Source organism: Streptomyces prunicolor, assembly GCF_045162825.1.
Lineage (GTDB): Bacteria > Actinomycetota > Actinomycetes > Streptomycetales > Streptomycetaceae > Streptomyces > Streptomyces prunicolor.
This window is the reverse complement of record NZ_CP108676.1, coordinates 1,320,883-1,338,450: the sequence shown is the minus strand read 5'-3', so window position 1 is coordinate 1,338,450 and position 17,568 is coordinate 1,320,883. Positions and strand designations below refer to the sequence as shown.

The following is a 17,568-nucleotide window of genomic DNA, read 5'->3' as shown; positions in this document are numbered from 1 at the left end:
GTCCGCGGTCCAGACCATTAGTGTGGTCATGTCACTGGCAACGTTTCCATCCCGTCTAACGTGCCCCCACCGATGTGACTACAGGAGGACCCCGGATGAGATCGTCGATGAGTTGGCCGTTGATCGCGGCCGACAGACGGCTGTTGACCGCGGCCGACGGAACCGAGAACCGCGTACTGCGCCCGCTGGCCCTGGTGTTGACCGCGCTCCTGCTCGGCGTGGCGGCACTCCTCGGCGCCCCGCAGTCCGCGCAGGCCGCGGCGGGCACGGTGTCCGCGTACCCGGTCCCGTCCATCTACCCGGCCTCCACCGACTACAAGTTGACGGTCAACGGCACGTCCGTGCCCGTCACCAAGTACACCGGGTACGACATCGCCCAACTCGCCCTGGGCACGGGCACCGCCACCATCTCCGTGACCAAGGTCAACAACACGGCCATCGGCTCGTACAGCATCAGCCCGCAGAAACTGGGCATCACGGGCACCGTCAGCGGCCCGACGCTCACCTTCACCGTCCAGAACGACGAGTACCTGATCGTCAAACTCGACGGCCGCCCCAACCTGGTCATCGCCGCCGACCCCGCCGAGACCAACCGCCCGGCGACCAGCGGCACCGGCATCTTCAACGTGCAGAGCGCGCCCTACTCGGCCCAGCCGAACACCGGCGCCTACGCCACAACTCCCTTCCAGAACGCCCTGAATGACGCCGCCGCGTACGGTTCCGCGAACGGCACGCAGGGCATCGTGTACGTCCCGGCCGGCGTCTACACCCTCGGCAATCTCTACCTGCGCAGCAACCTCGCGTTCTACCTCGCCCCCGGCGCGGTCCTCCGCTACACGGGCGAGGCCAGCCACTATGTGGTGACCGGACACAAGACCTCGCAGGGCCGCGATCTCACCTGGTTCATCTCCACCCGGTACTCCTCGACGAACATCAAGATCTACGGCCGCGGCATCATCGACGGCAACGGCCAGGCCGCGCTCGCGCCCTCCAACCTCGGCGTGAACCTCCTCGCCCCGATCTACACGAGCGGCTTCACCGTCGACGGCATCACCTTCCGGGAGTCCAGCAGTTGGGCGGTCATCCCGCTGCGCTCCTCGGACCTGGCCTTCCGCAACATCAAGTTGTTCAACAGGTTCGACATGGGCGAGAACGACGGCATCGACGTCATGGAGTCCACGAACGTCACCGTCGACCACGCGATCGGCATCGGCCTCGACGACCCGTTCAGCACCAAGACCTGGCCCGACGTCGCCGACATCTACAAGAGCGTCCCCGGCACCGCCCGCCCGCTGGACAACGTCACCTTCAACGACCTTGTCTCCTGGACCTATTGCTACGGCGTCAAGGTCGGCCAGGGCGTCTACGAGTCGCAGAACAAGGTGACCTTCCAGCACGTCGTCGTCTACGACGCGGCCGTCGGCATCGGCGTCCACCACAAGTACGGCACGGCGGCCGCGACGAACATCAAGTTCGACGACATCGACATCGAACGGCTCAGCTTCAGCAACGACGGCAACCGGACGTGGCTCGCCATGATGACCGGCAGCACGGCGGGCATCGGCCCGGTCACCGGCGTCACGATCTCCAACGTCCGCGTCCGCAACGCCGGTACGACCGCCGCACGCGTCAACGGCCTTCCCGGCGCGCCCATTTCGGGCGTGGCTCTGAGCCACATCGTGATGCCGGGAAGCACGACCGGCGCTACCACCCTGAGCCAGGTCAACCTCACCAACCTCTCGGACTACGGCAGTCTGACCATCGCTCCCTGAGGTTGGACGGCCAGGGGCGTCGCTCCCCAGGGTTCGGCCCAGTCGTAGACGAGGGTGTCTTTGGGCCGGACCGCCAGCGACGAGGTGCGGTGGTGGAGAGCCAGTCGAGCGGCTCGACGCCACCGGGTGTCCCGCCGTCCAGCGCGAGCCGTACGGTCTGTGCGGGCGGCGGGATCCACCGACACGAGCAGCGCCATTTCCAGTACGGGCCGCGCCTCCCGCCTGCGACGGTGCGACGGTGAACCCGCGTGGTGTCCATCTCGCTACCTAAACTGCTGGCTGGTGTGCCTGTCTGTGATGTCGACGTGCACACCGACGGTTTCCCGTTCGACCGAAGGACTGAGCCGTGCCCGACCGACCTGAGATTGTCTGCATCTGCGGCTCTGCCCGGTTCGTGGACGAGATGCGTGCGGCGAACCGTGAACTGACCTTCGCAGGTGTCATCGTCGTCGCGCCAGGCGAAGCGGACGAGTTGATCACCAACGAGCAGAAGGCCGCGCTGGACGCCCTCCACCTGCGCAAGATCGACTTGGCTGACCGGGTTCTGGTCGTCAGCCCCGGCGGGTATGTCGGCGAGTCCACGAGCAGGGAGATCGCATATGCCCGCGCCACCGGCAAGCCGGTCTCGTTCACCGATCCCGTCTGACCGGTAGACGCCTCGTGGCGTCGTGTGGTGCTACGTGGTGGCGCTCGCTGAAGTCCCGGGCGACGACAACGTGAGTTAGCCACCGTCGTTCTACTCGCTCGACCGAGTACCACACCGCCGACGATGGCCCTCGACCGCAACGCCGCACCGTCGACACCCGACCCCCACAGCCACCGCCGGATCACGTCGCCCCGCCCCCCGCCCCCGACCCACCAGGCAACGCCCGCGGATGCACCGGAAAGAAATGCCGCACCCCGCCCCCGCACACCTCCAGCGCGAGTTCGCAGAACATCGCGTTCGCCCAGCCGAACCACTCCCGCGTGAACCGGCCCGGCGCGTCGACATGGAAGCTCTCGTGCATCAGGCCGGTACCGGCGGTGGTGGCGGCCAGGGTCTCCAGGGCTCGCGCCGCCTCACCCGCGTCGCCCGTCAGGCCGGCGGTGGCGATCGCCAGCGGCCAGATGTGGCGGTCCGGCGTGTGCGTACTGCCGACACCGGACGCGTAACTCCCGCTGAAATAAGAAGGGTTCGCCTCGGAGAGCGCGAAGCGCCGCGTGGCCCGGTACAGCGGGTCCTCGGGAGCGCACCAGCCGCTCAGCGGGAGGCTCAGCAGACTCGGAAGGTTCGCGTCGTCGCAGAGCAGCGCCGAACCGAGCCCGTCGACCTCGTAGGCGAGGACGGCCGCACCATCGATCTCGGTCACCGCGTGCGCCAGGATCCCGGCGTCGATCTCGTCGGCCAACCGCCAGCACTCATGGGCGAGTTCGGTGTCGTCGAAGACCGCCGCCGCCAGCTCCGCCAGCCCGTGCAGACTCGCCGACGCCAGCGCGTTGGCCGGGACCGGATAGCCGTAGGCACACGCGTCGTCGCTGGGCCGGAAGCCCGACCAGCTCATCCCGGTCCAACCGACCGCCGCACCATGGCCGTTGAGAGGCAGGCTGTCACCGGCGAACGGGCCGGACGGCCGGACGAACCGGTAGGGCGAGTGCGCGTGGGACTGCTCCGCCCGCCACAACCGCACGATCAGCCGGGCGGCGCGGTGGAACGCCTCGTCGAGATGATCCTCGCGGCCGGTCGCCCGCCGGATCGCGTACGCGAGCTGCAACGGGGCGCAGAGCGAGTCGAGTTCGTACTTGCGCTCCCACACCCAGTCGCCCGGCGTGGGCAGATCGCCGGGTTCGCCGTGCGCGCCGGTGGGGCCGTCGTTGAAGGCGTTGGCATACGGGTCCAGGAGTACGCAGCGGATCTGCCGGCGCGAGACACCGACCAGGACGTCGCCGACCTCCGGGTCCGTGGCCACGGCGAGGTAGGGACGGACCTGCGCCGTACTGTCCCGCAGCCACATCGCCGGAATGTCGCCGGTCTGCACGAACACCTCCGACGACGTGTCCGACACCCCGCCCGCCAACCCGTGCGCCGGGCCGCTCGACACCCCGCCCGCCAACGCCCCCCAACTCATCGCCGTAGCCCACGTATTGAGCAGGCACCGCTCGACGATCTCCCCCGCCGGACCACCCCGCAACTCGCCGGCCAGCCGCCGCCCCAGCATGCTCAGCGACTCCGGAACTGCCCACACTGTTCCGGATGTTGATCCGGGAAACGTTACCATCGCGCCTCTTGACTCCCTCATGTGGCGTGCGCCACGGTGTGATCGCCAGGGAATGGAAACGTTACCTTGAGCGAGCCGACGACCACCAGACGGTCGGGTCCGCGCGATCCGAGTGATCGTCAACTCCTCGGAGGAAGAAGGTGAGCGCGTGTGACAGCCGCTCCGCACCAAGAGACGCGAACCGCCGTACCGCCCGTGGACAGGCCGCCCGGCCGGGGGAGTCCGGGCCGCTTCGGACGACCTTGGCGACGATCGCCCAAGAGGTCCTCGGACACCCTGGCCGCGTACGTGTTCCTGGCGCCGGCGCTCATCGGCTTCACGGCGTTCGTCGTCTACCCGCTGTTCCGGTCCGCGTACTTCGCGCTGACGACGTACAACGGCCTGACGGACCCCAAGTTCGTCGGCCTCGACAACTTCCACCGCATGTTCACCACCGACCCGTCCTTCTGGCCGTCGGTGCGCGCCACGCTGCTGCTCGTCGTCCTGTACGTGCCGCTGTCGCTGGCCATCGGGCTGGCCCTGGCGGTGTTCTGCAACCAGCGGATGCGGGGCGTCGGCCTGTTGCGCACCCTGTGCTATCTGCCGGTCGTGCTGCCCGTGGTCGCCACGATCACGCTCTGGAAGTTTGTCTTCAACCCCCAAGTCGGCCTGGCCAACCAGGTGTTGAGCTGGCTCCACCTGCCCACCAGCGAGTGGCTGTCGGGGGACGACTCGGCGATGCCGTCGATCGTGATCGTCATGCTGTGGAGCGTCGGCTCCACGATGATCATCTTCCTCGCCGCGCTCCAGGCGGTCCCCACGGAGCTGTACGAGGCGGCCAGGCTCGACGGCGCGGGCCCGCGCACGGTGTTCTTCCGCATCACCCTGCCGCTGATCAGCCCGATCATGATTCTGCAGGTGGTCCTCCAGATGGTGACCGCCCTCCAGGCGTTCAACCAGCCGAAGATCCTCTCGCCGGACAACCAGGGCGGCCCCGGGTTCAGCACCAGGACCCTGATGCTGTCGATCTACGACAACGGCTTCCCCCGGCTCGGGCAGGTCTCCCAGTTCGGTTACGCCTCCGCCCAGGTGTGGGTGCTCTTCCTCGTCATCGTCGTCGTGATCGCCGCCACCGCCCGCTTCTCGTCGATTTGGACCTACAGTGACCACGTCTCCTGACGTCACCAGGGCGCCGACGGCCGCGCCGACACCGGCCGCCCCACCGACGAAGCCGCCCCGCAGGGCCGTACGCAAGGCATCCTGGTACGCGACCGCGCTGCTGATCAGCTCGGTGATGATCCTGCCCATACTGTGGATGCTCACCGTCGCGCTGAAAGGTCCGTCGGCGGTCTTCGAGGTCCCGCCGAAACTGCTGCCGCACGAGTTCCACTTCAAGAACTTCATCGACGGCCCGAAGGTCATCCACTTCCCGCGCCTGCTGCTCAACTCCCTTGTCATCACCGGCCTTTCGGTGATCGGCGGGGTGATGACCTCGATGATGGCGGGCTACGCCCTGGCCCGGCTGCGCTTCCCCGGCCGCAAGGTGTGGTTCTACGTCTTCGTCGGCAGCATGCTGCTGCCCCCGGTCGTCGGCATCATCCCGCTGTTCCAGCTCTTCAAGGACATCGGCTGGTACGACACCTGGCTGCCGCTGATCGTCCCGGCCTTCCTCGGCGGCAATCCGCTCTTCATCTTCCTGGCCCGGCAGTACTTCCTGTCGATCCCGCACTCCATCGACGAGGCGGCGAAGGTCGACGGCGCGGGACACGCCCGCATCTTCTTCAGCGTGATGCTGCCGATCACGAAGCCTGCCTGGATAACGATGTCAATCCTGGCCTTCCAGATGTCCTGGAACGACTACCTCAACCCCCTCATCTACCTGTACTCGTCCCAGAAGTGGCCGCTGAGCGTGGGCATGGCCTCCTTCGTCACCCAGTTCGCCGGACAGACCCCGGACTGGAACCTCTACATGGCCACCAACCTGCTCTACATGCTTCCGCCGCTGATCGTGTTCTTCGTCGCCCAGCGCTACTTCATCCAGGGCCTGAGCGCCCTGGGCACCGTCAACCAGCGCTGACCTGCGCCGATTTGGACCCCGACCCCGACCCACCTACGAGCCGTATGCCAGCCAGGTATCAGGAGGCCACGATGAAACGATGGATCCGTTGCGCCGGAGTGTTGCTGTCGGCGGGGGGACTGCTCGCGACGGCGGCCTGCGGCGGCTCGTCCGGGAAGCAGTCGGACGGCAAGGCCACGGTCACCCTCATGACCTGGGAGTCCGCCGCCACCAACAAGGCCATCGACCAGGCCCTGACCGGCTTCCACGACCCGAACATCACGGTCAAGCGCGTCGACACCCCGAACGGCAACTACAGCGACAAGCTCGCGGCCCTCACTCAGGCCAAGAAGCTCCCCGACCTGTTCTGGTGCGGCAACGACACCGAGCAGCAATACACCAGCCAGGGCCTCCTCACCGACTGGGCCTCCCGGCTCTCCGGCTCCAGCGACTTCGGCGCGAGCAGTTTCGTCTCGTCGACGATGAAGAACTGGAAGACCGCCGACGGCAAGATAGGCGGCGTCCCGTCCCTGCTGAACACCTACGGCATCTGGTACGACATCGACGCCTTCAAGGCCGCCGGCATCACCGTGCCCGCTGCCGGCTGGACCTGGGACCAGATGTTCGACGCGGCCGCCAAGCTCCACGCCAAGGGCGCCAAGTACGGCCTGGTCGCGGACGCGTTGACCTCCACGGACGGTCCGTTCTCCCTCAGCACGTACGCCCTGTCGGCGGGCGGCAAGCCCTTCGCGGACAACGTGCACCAGCCCACCAAGACGACCATCGACGCGACGTACACCGAAGGCGTCAGCAAGGTCGTGGCGGGCATCAAGAGCGGTGCCATCGCGCCGCCCGGCTACGACATCAGCAACCAGCAGGGCCTGTTCGCCGCCGGACAGATCCCGATGCTGTGGAGCGGTCAGTGGCTGGCCGCGGGCTTCCTCACCGACAAGCCGAAGATCAAGTACGGCTTCGCGCCCCTGCCCCAGGTGACCAAGCCCGCCACCCTCTACGACGCGGTGGGCATCTGCACCCCGTCGTACACCCAGAACGCGGACGCCACCTTCAAGGTCCTCAAGTACCTCGACTCCACGGTGTGGACCAAGGTGCTGCCCGACTCCCCGGTCGCCGCCCCGGCCTATCTCTCCGCCCAGAACGCCTACTTCGGCGCCCTCGACAAGGCCGGGCAGACGACCGTGGCGGCCACCGTCAAGGCGGGACTGAACACCCCGACCACCATCGGCGTGCGCTTCACCACCCAGTGGGCCAGCCAGTCAAATGACTTGATCACCGCCTACTGGCCGGACATCCTCAACGGCAAGAAGCCGCTCTCCGACCTCCAGACGATGACCGACAAGATCAACGATGTGATCAAGAACAACGGTTAGCGTCCCGGGCCGAGCGGCGGGCCGGGACCCGATACGTATCCTGAGGGCGGTCCCGGCCCCGGTACGCGATGGAAGGTTGGTCTTCAACTCACGTGAGCAGTCGTCCCCCGCACCGCCAGAACACCAGGCCCACGATGCGCGACGTCGCGGAGCGGGCCGGAGTCGCCGTCGTCACCGTCTCCCGCGTCGTCAACGGCATCGGCACGGTCCGCGAGGAGACGGCCGAGCGCGTGAACGCGGCGATCACCGCGATCGGCTACCAGCGCAACGAGATCGCGCGCTCCCTGCGCCCAGGCCAGAACTCCATGACCATCGGGCTGCTCCTCGGCGACCTAACCAACCCGTTCTACGCCTCCCTCGCCAAGGCCGCCGTCGAGGTCGCCAACGAGGCAGGCTACGCAGTCCTGTTGAGCACGGCCGACGAGGATCCCGAGGTCGAACGCCGGGCCGTCGGCGAGCTGATCGGCCGCCGGGTCGCCGGGCTCATCATCGTCCCCGACCAGGGCGACCACGCCTTCCTGAACGAGATCAACGGCCACGACCACGTGCCCATCGTCTTCGTCGACCGGCCGGCCACCGGCGCCGAGGCCGACGTCGTCCTGGTCGACAACGAGGACGGCGGTCACAAGGCCACCCAGCACCTCGTCGACCAGGGCCACCGCCGCATCGCGATCCTCGTCGCGCCCTCGTACTACAGCACCGGCCGTCGGCTGCGCGGCTACCGCAAGGCCCTGCGCCGCAGTGGCATCGAGCCCGACAACAAGCTGGTCGTCACCCTGCGCCGCGGCACCACCGAGGAAGCCGAGGCAGCCACCCGCGCCCTGCTCACCTCCGCGAACCCGCCCACCGCGGTCTTCTCCACCACGGGCTTCCTCACCGAGGGCGTGCTGCGGGCCTGCCGTGACCTCCAAGTCTCCATCGCCGTCGTGGGGTTCGACGACTTCAAGCTGGCCGACATGCTGCCCACCCCGGTCACCGTCGTCACCTCCGACACCGAGGAACTCGGCCGCAGGGCGGCCCACATTCTGCTGGACCGCATCGACGGCGACGACAGCCCCTCCCACCGGACCGTCCTCCCGGTGCAGCTGATCGCGCGCGGCACCGGGGAGATCGGACACCCGTAACGTCAGTACAGCGTCCGCCACTTGGCGCGCGGCCAGGCGAGTACGGCGTAGAGCTGCACGAGGGCCGCTTGCTGGATCGCCTGGGTGCCACCGGCCGAGTCGAAGTGCACGAGGCCGGTGCCGGGATCACGCATCGTGTCCCACACCTGGTCGGCGTAGTCGGCCATCGCCCGGTGGTAGGTGTCCTTCCCGGTCACCGACTCCAGGAGCAGCAGGTTCTTGAAGAAGATCGAGTTGAAGAACACGGGCTGCGTGAACAGCCGCCCCTGCGTGACGTAGTAGGCGTACGCGGCGGCGGCAACCCGCTCCGCCTGGCGCAGATAGGCGCGGTCCCGGGTGACCTCGTACAGCAGCACGGCTACGCCGACCGGCACACCCTGGTTGTAGGACCAGACGGTCTTCTCGATCGTCCCTTGCAGGTCAAGGTGGTCCCAGTAAAGGCCAGTTGGGCTCTGGAGATGCGCGTTCGTCCAGTCGTGGAAGCGCTTGGCCCAGTCCAGATAGTCGGCCTCGCCGGTGATCTGGTGGAGGCGTAGGGCGAGTTGGGCGCCCGGCATGTTCGAGACGGTGTTGCGGTCGTGGCTCCAGTCGGCCTGTGTCCAGAAGACCCCGCCGGGCGCGGCATGGCTGCTGTCGGTGTCCCAACCGGACCTGACCAGGGCGAAGATCTCCTTCGCGCGGGCCAGCGCGCCGGTGTCCCCGGTCTGCAGATACCGCTGGACCTTCGCGAGCCCGACCCATTCGTTGTCGTCGTAGAACATGTCCCCGCCCGCCCCGTACGGCGCGACCGGGTACGAGGCGTATCCGGGCAGCTTGGTCGTCCCGCCGCCGGCGTTCCAGTGATGCTCCTGTGCCGCCGCCCGTCTTGCCAGCTCAGGCTCGAACTCCGCGTCCACGACGGTGAGATCGAGCGCGGCGATGTGCACCTGCGAGAAGGGCCATTCGTACGAGTACGGGGTGTCGCCGGCCGCCGCCGGGATCTGCTCGCGGACCAGCCCGGAGCCGTCGGTCGCGTCGAAGTGTCGTCTCAGCGCGGCGTACGCGGCCTTGGCGCGGGACAACGCTCGTGCGGAGCTTGGGCGTTCGGCCGCGAAAGCGGGTGTGGCGGCCGTCGTCGTCAGGGCGGCCAGGCCGGAACCGATCATCACGCGCCGGGAGGGACGCAGCGACATGGAGGCCTCCGAGTCATGAGTCGATGGGTGCGGGTGGATGCCGGTGCGATGGAAACGTTGTCATCGACTCTTGAGGTCGTCAACGCATCTGACGGCACGGGTAGTTCACGCCCGGGGCATTTTGGTCCGGACCATTGACGATGCAGCTCTGCTGTTGGAACCTTCACGATGGTTACGTTTCCAAAGGTGAGTTCGACCGGCCCCACACGGCGAATCAGGAGACCTCGACATGACCGTTCCGTCACCCTTCAAGAGACGTTTGAGCGCTGCCCTCACGATGGTGCTGCTGCTGGCCCTCGTCCCGGCCCTGCTGGTGCTGCGCGCCGCGCCGCCCGCGCAGGCCCTCGACAACGGCCTCGCCAAGACGCCCCCGATGGGCTGGAACGACTGGAACGCCTTCGGCTGCAACGTGACCGAGCAACTGGTCGAGCAGACCGCCGACTACCTCGTCTCCTCCGGGCTGAAGGACGCCGGGTATCAGTACGTCAACATCGACGACTGCTGGATGACCTCGGCCCGCAACGCGGCGGGTCAACTTGTCCCGGATCCGGTCAAGTTCCCGAACGGCATCAGCGGCACCGCCGCCTACGTCCACAGCAAGGGCCTCAAGCTCGGCATCTACGAGAGTGCCGGTACCGCCACCTGCGCGGGCTACCCCGGCAGCCTCGGCCATGAGCAGACGGACGCCAACAGCTTCGCCGCGTGGGGCGTGGACTACCTCAAGTACGACAACTGCAACCACCAGAACGTGCCCGACCAGCAGCGCTACACGGCGATGCGCGACGCCCTCGCCAATACCGGCCGCCCGATCGTCTACAGCCTCTGCAACTGGGGCCTCGCCGACGTGTGGACCTGGGGTGCGGGCGTCGGCAACAGCTGGCGCACGACCGACGACATCAACGTCAACTTCTCGACGGTGGTGTCCATTTACAAGGCCAACGTCAAACTCGCCGCTTACGCCAAGCCGGGCGCCTGGAACGACCCCGACATGCTCGAAGTCGGCAACGGCATGTCGTTCACCGAGGACCGCTCCCACTTCAGCCTCTGGTCGGAGATGGCCGCACCGCTGATCGCCGGCACCGACCTGCGCAAGGCCACCGCCGCCACGCTCTCCCTCTACGGCAACAAGGACGTCATCGCCGTGGACCAGGACTCCCTGGGCAAGCAGGGCACCGAGATCTCCAACTCCGGTGGCCTGCACGTACTTTCCAAGCCCCTCGCCAACGGCGACGTCTCGGTGGTCCTCTTCAACGAGAACTCCTCCGCCGCCACCATCACCACCTCCGCGACGGCGGCCGGCCTCCCCTCGGCGTCCTCGTACAAGCTCAACAACCTCTGGTCGCACGTCGTCAGCAGCACGAGCGGCTCCATCTCGGCGAGCGTCCCCGGCCACGGCTCGGTCATGTACCGGGTCTCCGTCGGCAGCGGCACCAGCGTCGGCAGCACCCACCCGCTGATCGGTGCCTCCTCCAACCGCTGCCTCGACGCCTACAACGGCGAGACCACCCCCGGCACCAAGATCGAGATCTGGGACTGCGGCGGCGGCACCAACCAGGCCGTGACCATCACCGCCGCCGGTGAACTCCGGCTCTACGGCGGCACCCAGTGCCTGGACGCCTACAACAACCAGACCAGCAACGGCACCAAGGTGCAGCTCTACGGCTGCAACGGCGGCGCCAACCAGAAGTGGAGCGTCAACCCCAACGGCACGATCACCGGCACCCAGTCGGGCCTCTGCCTCGACGTCACCGGCGGCGACCAGGCGGCCGGAAACGTCAACGGCACCGCGCTGGAACTCTGGTCCTGCAACGGCGGCGCCAACCAGCAGTGGCGCCTGGGCTGACCGCTCGTATCCCCCCACACCCATGGAGCCGGCATGACCTCAACAGCACGAAGCATCTGGAGAGTTGGGACCGGTCTGATCGCCGCCCTGGCCCTGTTCATGCCGGTGTCCACCGGCGTCGCGACCGCCGCCGCCCAGGCGTCGATCTGCAACAAGTACTGCGACGCCCGCGACCCGGCCCTGTCCCCGGGCGACCGCCAGCCGGTGAGCGGGAGCATCTACTCCCGCAGCATCGCCCTGCACTTCGACGACACCGACGCGATGGGCTGGGCCTCGATCACCAACGGCAGCCCCGGCGACGAGGTCTGGCTCGACCGCTCCTTCGACGGCGGCCGGACCTGGAGTTCGGGCAGCAAGCTCGGCGACACCACCATCCCTGCGGGGCAAGGAGGTTGGCGCACCCTGATGTACAACGTCGACGACTGGAACGCCCTCGGCGTAGGTGCCCTGCGCGCCTGCGGCAAGGCCGGTGACCGGGCCGAGATCGCCTGTACGGCGTGGGCCCGTACGACGTGGAACGCGGGCAGCCGCCCAACTGCCGCCGCCACAGCGCTGATGCAGTCGTACAACCTCGGCACCGGCCTGTTCGACACCACCGGCTGGTGGAACTCGGCCAACGCCCTGACCGCCCTGATCGACAACATTCGCGTGACCGGCATGGCCAGCTACAAGTACGCGATCGCCAACACCTACGACCGCAACCTCTCGGCGCAGGGCGGCAACTTCACCAACGACTACATCGACGACACGGGCTGGTGGGGGCTGGCCTGGGTCGACGCGTACGACCTCACCGGCGACTCCCGCTACCTCAACACCGCTCGCGCGGACGCCGATTACATGGCGCGGTACTGGGACAACACGTGCGGCGGGGGAGTGTGGTGGAGCACGGCGAAGACCTACAAGAACGCCATCGCCAACTCCCTCTACCTGGAGCTGAACGCCGCTCTGCACAACCGCATCGCGGGCGACACGACGTATCTGGGCCGGGCGAACGCCGAGTGGTCGTGGTTCAAGGGCACCGGCATGATCAACGGTTCCCATCTGGTCAACGACGGCATCAACCTGGCGACCTGCGGCAACAACGGCGACACGACGTGGTCGTACAACCAAGGCGTGCTGCTCGGCGGTCTGTCGGAGCTGTATCGCGCGACCGGGGACTCGGCTCTTCTCACCACCGGCCGTCAGATCGGGGATGCCTCGACCACGTCGACGGCTCTCAACTCCGGTGGAATCCTGCGGGAACCGTGCGAGGCGAGTGGCTGCGGTGGCGACGGTCCGTCCTTCAAGGGCGCGTACGTCCGGGGTCTGGGCGCCTTCAACTCCCGCCTGGCCGACCGTCCTTACACCACCTACATCAAACGCCAGGCCGACGCCGCGTACGCGAGCGACCGCAACTCCCTCGACGCGTACGGGCTGCACTGGGCCGGACCGCTGGACTCCACGGACGCAGCCCGGCAACAGAGCGCGCTCGACCTGATGAACGCGGCGAACTGACTGACCGTCACTCAGCCTTCCCCGGTGAGGAGTCGTCGCGGATTGGCGATACGAAAGGCGTAGGCCGCCGCTCCGCCCAGCCCATGGCCGGGATAACGCGGCGGCTCCGCGTACGGCCGGTCCGAGCCCTGGACCACGGCGTTCACGCCGAGGGCGCGCACGATCGCGTGGACGGCGGTCGGGCCGTAGGACGACGTCTCGACGAACACGCCCGGGTCGTCCTCCTGTTGCTGTCCGCCCCGGGCCGCCATTCGCTCGCCGTGCAGCGGGGCGAGTCCGGCCAGCAGGGCGAAGCACACGCGCACGCGTGGATGACGCGGTCGGCCGAACGCGCGGAAGGCGTACCAGGCGGCGTGCATCTGCTGGACGTACGGCACCATCGCGGGCCACCAGGCGGGGTCCGCCGAGTCGCCCACGGCAGGCCCCGGGTGGACGAAGAGCGGGAGGTCGCGTTCTTCGAGCAGATCGAGGAGCGATGCGCAGCGGGCGTAACCGGCCGCGTCGGCAAGGGAGTTGGCGGGGAGCTGGAGCCCGGCGAAGCCCCGGTCCAGGTCCTTGGCGGTCGCGTCCGCGTCGATGTCCCGTACGCAGGCGGCCGCCCAGGCCCCGAACGGCTCGGGCAGAGCTGCCACGCCGTCGTGGTAGGCGTCGAGCAGGGGCCGTGCCTCGGCCTCGGGCAGCCACTCCACGCCGATCGGGGCGGACAACGACACGAGGACCCGGTCGAGACCGTCGGCGGCGGCGAGTTCGGCGCGCCGGGCGAGGTCGTGGTCGGCGGGCGGTATCTCGAAGGGCGGTTCACCGTCCAGGAAGAGCGTCCAGCCGTCCAGGAACGGCGGTTCGCGGCGGGCGCGCAACGCCGTCACCAGCGAGGGGGTCCACAGGTGCTGGTGTACGTCGACGTTGGTCATGTCGCTTCTCCGGCCCAGGCGTTGAGTGTGCTGCGGACGTCGAGTTGGTCGAGTCGTGCTCCACGGCATCCGCGCCCTGCCGGGGACCGGTGCACACCGGAGTGGACGTTCGCGGCCACCAATGGCTTCTCCCCATGTCCTGTCATGTGTGAACCTAGCGCCTGGGCCTGTGATGATCGAGTGGTGGGGAGCTAAGGGCGGGCGTACGGTCGAACGGTGAGTATCTAGTGGACGGAACCGTTCACTTACCTCTCGCGAGTGCGATCCGCCATGAGCAGCAGTCCTCGGCAAGCCTCCGCAGCGCAGCCCACCACCCGGGAATCCGGCGGTGGCGGCAGCACGATGGCGCTGCTGGTCATCGCGTCCTGTCAGCTGATGGTGGTCCTGGACATCACCATCGTGAACATCGCGCTTCCGCACATCCAGAGTTCGCTGGGGTTCTCCACCACCAGCCTGGCGTGGGTCGTCAACGCGTACACCCTCACCTTCGGCGGCCTGCTGCTGCTCGGTGGGCGGGCCGGGGACATTCTCGGGCGGCGGCGGGTGTTCGTGTTCGGGGTGCTGCTCTTCGTACTCGCCTCCCTGCTCGGCGGGTTGTCGCAGAACTCCGGTGAACTCCTCGCCGCACGCGCCCTCCAGGGCGTCGGCGGTGCCATCGCCTCCCCGACCTCGCTCGCCCTGATCAGCACGACGTTCCGCGAAGGACCGGAACGCAACCGGGCGTTCGGGGTCTTCGCCGGTGTCTCGGCCGGCGGCGGAGCGATCGGGCTGCTGATGGGCGGGATCCTCGTCGAGTGGCTGAACTGGCGGTGGGTGCTCTTCGTCAACGTGCCCATCGGACTGCTCATCGTCCTCGCCACCCCGCGCTGGATCCGCGAGTCCGAACGCCACCCGGGCCACTTCGACATCACCGGCGCGCTCACCTCCACCGTGGGCATGGTGCTGCTGGTCTACGGCTTCATCCGGGCCGCGCAGGAGGGCTGGAGCGACGGGCTCACCCTGGCCTCGTTCGGCTCGGCCGTGGTCGTCCTCGCCCTGTTCGTCCTGGTCGAGCGGCGCTCCCGGCAGCCGATCACCCCGCTGCACATGTTCCGCGACCGCAACCGCGCCGGGACCTACGGCATCATGCTCTGCCTCTCCGCCGCGATCTTCGGCATGTTCTTCTTTCTCACGCTTTTCGTGCAGGACGTGCTGGGCTTCAGCCCGCTCATGGCCGGCTTCGCCTTCCTGCCGGTCAGTGCCGTGATCGCGGTCGGCGCGGGCCTGGCCTCGCGGTTCCTGCCGACCTACGGCCCCAAGCCGTTCATGGTGGTGGGCGCGATCCTCGCGGCGGGCGGGCTGTCCTGGCTGACGCTGACGGACGTCGACTCCACGTACCTGGGCAGTGTCCTCGGCCCGATGCTGGTGTTCAGCCTGGGCATGGGCATGGAGTTCGTCTCGCTGACCCTGATGGCGCTCTCCGACGTGCCCGTGCAGGAGACCGGCGCGGCCTCCGGACTCCTCAACGTCATGCAGCAGGTGGGCGGTTCACTGGGACTGTCCATCCTGGTCACGATGTTCGGCACGGCCAGCCGCAACGAGGCGAAGGATCAGATCCCCGCGTTCCTGTCCCGGGCGACTCCGGCCGAACGCATCCGCTTCCAGCGGACTGGTCAACTCCCGGGCAACTGGGGCGATCACGTGCTCACCGCCGGGGTCTCGGCCGCGTTCGTGATGGCCGCGATCTTCACGGTCGTCGCCGCGCTGATCGCCGTCATCGTGATCCAGGTCCGCCCCTCCGACCTCGAACGCCTCAAGGGCGGTACGGGAGTTGGGCCGGTCTGAGCATCAACGCCCGTGGTCTGAACGCCAACTCCCTTGATGCGAGAGGTCTTTACTGACCCTTCGGCATCTGCTGCTCGAACCACACCACCTTCCCCGTGCTCAACCGCGTCGCCCCCCAACGCTGGGCGAGCCGGTCGACCAGGAACAGACCCCGGCCGCCCTCGTCACCCGGCGCCGCCTGCCGCATCCGGGGTACCTGGGGCGAGTCGTCGGTCACCTCGCAGCGCAGCACGTCGGTGCGCAGCAGCCGTAGCGAGATGGGGCGTGAGGCGTACCGTACGGCGTTCGTGACGACCTCGCTGACCAGGAGTTCCGTGGTGTCGAGCAGGGCGTCCAGGCCCCAGCGGTGCAGCACCCTGCGGGTCAGCCGGCGGGCCTGGCCCGCGGTGAGGGGGTGGGGGTCGAGGTGCCAGTAGCCGACGCTGTCCGGCGGGAAGCCCTCGAAGCGGGCGGTGAGCAGCGCGATGTCGTCGTCGCGGGGGCCCGGCGCCAGCGCGGTGAGGATCCGGTCGCACAGCCGGTCCAGCGAGGAGCGGCGGTGTCGGTGCGGGGTGGACTGGAGGTGGGTGCGCAGCGCCTCGACGCCGGTCCCCACGTCCGTGTCGCGGGACTCGACCAGGCCGTCGGTGTACAGGACGAGCGTCGTGCCGGTGGGCGCGGGCATCTCCACGGACTCGAAGACGACGCCGCCGACGCCGATCGGTGCGCCCGGCGGGACCTGGAGGACCTCGGCGTGGCCGTTCGGGCGCAGCAGTACGGCGGGCGGGTGGCCGGCGTTCGCCATGAGCAGGCGGTGCGAGATCGGGTCGTAGATCGCGTACAGGCAGGTCGCGATGTGGTCGCTGCCGAGCCGCTGGGCCTGTTCGTCGAGGTGGTGGAGGACCTCGTGCGGGGGCAGGTCGAGGCCGGCGAGGGTCTGCACGATGGTGCGCAGCTGGCCCATGATCGCGGCGGAGGTCATGGAGTGGCCCATGACGTCGCCGACGATCAGCGCGACCCGGCTGCCGGGCAGCGGTATCGCGTCGTACCAGTCGCCGCCGACCTGCGCGGTCTTCGAGGCGGGCAGATAGCGGCTGGCCAGCTGGATGCCGGTCGGCTCCGGCAGCGAGGACGGGAGCATCGTGTGCTGGAGGGTGTCGGCCACGGATGCCTCGTGGCCGTACATCACTGCCTTCTGGACGCCGATGGCGGTGTGGGTGGCGAGCTGGGAGGCGACGAGCAGATCGTCGGCGGTGAACGCGGAACGGTCGGGGCGGCGCAGCAGGACGACGGTCCCCATGACGTGGTGGCGGCCGTGCAGCGGGGCGATGATGAGCCGGCGGCCCGGCGGCAGCGTGCCGCGCGCGCTCGCCGCGGGGCCGAGCAGTTCGGCCACCGCGGGGCCGATGTCCGATACGTCGCCGAAGGCCGGCCGCCCGGCCAGGAGCAGTTTCGCGAGCCGGCCGTCGAGCGTCGGCTGCACCCGCTCCGCCACGCTCGCGTACTCGGCGTGCGGCATCAGCAGCGCGGACCTGGCCTCCGGCGCGCGGTCGATGCTGTGCAGCTGCAGGACGACGGGCGTCGCCGACCTCTCGTCCCCGACGGGCAGGGGATCGTGCAGATGGATCACGATCGCGTCCGCGAAGGCGGGTACCGCCGCCCACCGGAGTTCCCGCAGCGTCTCGTCCAGGTCCATCCCGCGGGCGATCCGCCGGGTGGCCACATCGAGGTACTGGAGCCGGTCCAGCTGCCGCACAGGCGTCCGGCCGAG

Annotated in this window: 13 protein-coding genes; 9 read left to right on the top strand and 4 right to left on the bottom strand. The window is 68.5% G+C overall.

Features of this window, described 5'->3' with window-relative positions:
* Nucleotides 1–95: 95 nt before the first annotated feature.
* Together OG588_RS06065 and OG588_RS06060 are read left to right on the top strand one after the other, a co-directional pair.
* A complete protein-coding gene (locus tag OG588_RS06065; protein WP_405946378.1) occupies nt 96–1,772 on the top strand; it encodes a glycosyl hydrolase family 28 protein in 1,677 nt (558 codons plus the stop codon).
* 346 nt (nt 1,773–2,118) lie between these two features.
* Nucleotides 2,119–2,418, top strand: a complete 300-nt coding sequence (locus tag OG588_RS06060; protein ID WP_405946377.1) for a hypothetical protein — start codon at nt 2,119–2,121, stop codon at nt 2,416–2,418.
* A gap of 181 nt (nt 2,419–2,599) precedes the next feature.
* Here OG588_RS06060 and OG588_RS06055 read toward each other — a convergent pair whose 3' ends face one another.
* Complete coding sequence (locus OG588_RS06055; protein WP_405946376.1) at nt 2,600–3,994, bottom strand: glycoside hydrolase family 125 protein; 1,395 nt, start codon at nt 3,992–3,994, stop codon at nt 2,600–2,602.
* A gap of 321 nt (nt 3,995–4,315) precedes the next feature.
* Here OG588_RS06055 and OG588_RS06050 point away from each other — a divergent pair, with 321 nt between their 5' ends.
* The 4 genes from OG588_RS06050 to OG588_RS06035 all read left to right on the top strand — a co-directional run bounded on the left by OG588_RS06050 (nt 4,316) and on the right by OG588_RS06035 (nt 8,574).
* Nucleotides 4,316–5,185: a carbohydrate ABC transporter permease gene (locus OG588_RS06050; RefSeq protein WP_405856545.1), complete on the top strand. Its 870-nt coding sequence runs from the start codon at nt 4,316–4,318 to the stop codon at nt 5,183–5,185.
* Nucleotides 5,169–6,083, top strand: a complete 915-nt coding sequence (locus OG588_RS06045) for a carbohydrate ABC transporter permease (RefSeq protein ID WP_405946375.1) — start codon at nt 5,169–5,171, stop codon at nt 6,081–6,083. Before OG588_RS06050 ends, OG588_RS06045 begins: the two co-directional genes overlap by 17 nt.
* A 71-nt stretch (nt 6,084–6,154) precedes the next feature.
* Nucleotides 6,155–7,450, top strand: a complete 1,296-nt coding sequence (locus tag OG588_RS06040; protein ID WP_399392467.1) for an ABC transporter substrate-binding protein — start codon at nt 6,155–6,157, stop codon at nt 7,448–7,450.
* A 92-nt stretch (nt 7,451–7,542) separates the two neighbouring features.
* Complete coding sequence (locus tag OG588_RS06035; protein ID WP_398850896.1) at nt 7,543–8,574, top strand: LacI family DNA-binding transcriptional regulator; 1,032 nt, start codon at nt 7,543–7,545, stop codon at nt 8,572–8,574.
* A gap of 2 nt (nt 8,575–8,576) precedes the next feature.
* On the opposite strand, the gene OG588_RS06030 is transcribed toward OG588_RS06035, so the two are convergent.
* Nucleotides 8,577–9,746 (bottom strand): glycoside hydrolase family 76 protein, encoded by a 1,170-nt coding sequence (locus OG588_RS06030; protein ID WP_405946374.1) that lies wholly within the window; start codon nt 9,744–9,746, stop codon nt 8,577–8,579.
* A gap of 229 nt (nt 9,747–9,975) precedes the next feature.
* Here OG588_RS06030 and OG588_RS06025 point away from each other — a divergent pair, with 229 nt between their 5' ends.
* Together OG588_RS06025 and OG588_RS06020 are read left to right on the top strand one after the other, a co-directional pair.
* Nucleotides 9,976–11,589 (top strand): glycoside hydrolase family 27 protein, encoded by a 1,614-nt coding sequence (locus tag OG588_RS06025; RefSeq protein WP_405946373.1) that lies wholly within the window; start codon nt 9,976–9,978, stop codon nt 11,587–11,589.
* Nucleotides 11,590–11,622: 33 nt separating this feature from the next.
* Nucleotides 11,623–13,083, top strand: a complete 1,461-nt coding sequence (locus OG588_RS06020) for a glycoside hydrolase family 76 protein (protein WP_405946372.1) — start codon at nt 11,623–11,625, stop codon at nt 13,081–13,083.
* A gap of 11 nt (nt 13,084–13,094) precedes the next feature.
* Here OG588_RS06020 and OG588_RS06015 read toward each other — a convergent pair whose 3' ends face one another.
* Entirely contained in the window at nt 13,095–13,994 is a 900-nt protein-coding gene (locus tag OG588_RS06015; RefSeq protein WP_405946371.1) for an amidohydrolase, read from the bottom strand.
* A 342-nt stretch (nt 13,995–14,336) separates the two neighbouring features.
* Between OG588_RS06015 and OG588_RS06010 the strand changes: the two genes are divergently transcribed.
* The gene (locus tag OG588_RS06010) at nt 14,337–15,818 is read left to right on the top strand and encodes an MFS transporter (protein WP_405953058.1); all 1,482 of its coding nucleotides are present in this window, start codon (nt 14,337–14,339) and stop codon (nt 15,816–15,818) included.
* Between the two features lie 49 nt (nt 15,819–15,867).
* Here the strand turns inward: OG588_RS06010 and OG588_RS06005 are convergent, their stop codons facing one another.
* Nucleotides 15,868–17,493: a SpoIIE family protein phosphatase gene (locus tag OG588_RS06005; protein WP_405953057.1), complete on the bottom strand. Its 1,626-nt coding sequence runs from the start codon at nt 17,491–17,493 to the stop codon at nt 15,868–15,870.
* Nucleotides 17,494–17,568 lie beyond the last annotated feature (75 nt).

Excerpts from the sequence above, each read along its gene's own strand:
- OG588_RS06065 (WP_405946378.1), top strand. The coding sequence starts at position 96 with ATGAGATCGTCGATGAGTTGGCCGTTGATCGCGGCCGACAGACGGCTG.
- OG588_RS06040 (WP_399392467.1), top strand. The coding sequence starts at position 6,155 with ATGAAACGATGGATCCGTTGCGCCGGAGTGTTGCTGTCGGCGGGGGGA.
- OG588_RS06030 (WP_405946374.1), bottom strand. The coding sequence starts at position 9,746 with ATGTCGCTGCGTCCCTCCCGGCGCGTGATGATCGGTTCCGGCCTGGCC.
- OG588_RS06025 (WP_405946373.1), top strand. The coding sequence starts at position 9,976 with ATGACCGTTCCGTCACCCTTCAAGAGACGTTTGAGCGCTGCCCTCACG.
- OG588_RS06020 (WP_405946372.1), top strand. The coding sequence starts at position 11,623 with ATGACCTCAACAGCACGAAGCATCTGGAGAGTTGGGACCGGTCTGATC.
- OG588_RS06015 (WP_405946371.1), bottom strand. The coding sequence starts at position 13,994 with ATGACCAACGTCGACGTACACCAGCACCTGTGGACCCCCTCGCTGGTG.
- OG588_RS06010 (WP_405953058.1), top strand. The coding sequence starts at position 14,337 with ATGGCGCTGCTGGTCATCGCGTCCTGTCAGCTGATGGTGGTCCTGGAC.
- OG588_RS06005 (WP_405953057.1), bottom strand. The coding sequence starts at position 17,493 with ATGGACCTGGACGAGACGCTGCGGGAACTCCGGTGGGCGGCGGTACCC.